Raw genomic sequence first — 539 nt, 5'->3', positions numbered from 1 at the left:
GTGGCAGGTCGGTGCTGCTCGCCAGGCACCAGGGCTCTTTCATGTCCTTGGCCTGCACGCAGACGACGGTGGGGACGGGGTAGGCGTCGGCGGTGACGGTCGCACCGCGCAGGATGCGGACGCGGCCGCCCTTGCCGACCCAGTCGGCGGCCGGTCGGGCCTCGCCGTCGTTGGCGGTGACCGTGATGTTGCCGCGGAAGCGGATGACGAAGTCGAACTTCAGCTCCTCGGTCAGCAACCGGTAGAGCTTGCGGTCGCCGAAGCCGCGGTCGGCGACGAGGCAGACCTTGACCCCGAGGGGCAGCGCCTCGGCCAGGCGGACCAGCGCCTGGTACTCGTAGCCATTGCGGCGGTCCTTCAGGGTCGCCGTCTCGACGCTCAGCCAGAAGAGCGGCGTGGCCCGGCCATGGCGGCAGAGCAGCGAGAGCATCAGCGTGGCTTGGCCGTCGGCAGCGAACTCGGTCCAGTCCATCGCCACGGTGATTGCTGGGCGCTGGCCGACGACGTGGCGAACCCAGTGCGGCAGCAGGGCGTCGACG

General features: G+C 70.5%; 1 pseudogene. It reads right to left on the bottom strand.

What is annotated here, in order from left to right:
• Positions 1–539 (bottom strand): annotated as a pseudogene (locus tag Q7A36_RS40760) (IS4 family transposase); the annotation flags it as partial.

Source organism: Paracraurococcus lichenis (assembly GCF_030657435.1).
In the GTDB taxonomy this organism is placed as follows: Bacteria; Pseudomonadota; Alphaproteobacteria; order Acetobacterales; family Acetobacteraceae; genus Paracraurococcus; species Paracraurococcus lichenis.
Note: the sequence above shows the minus strand (reverse complement) of the source record. Positions and strands in the feature narration are given on the sequence as shown.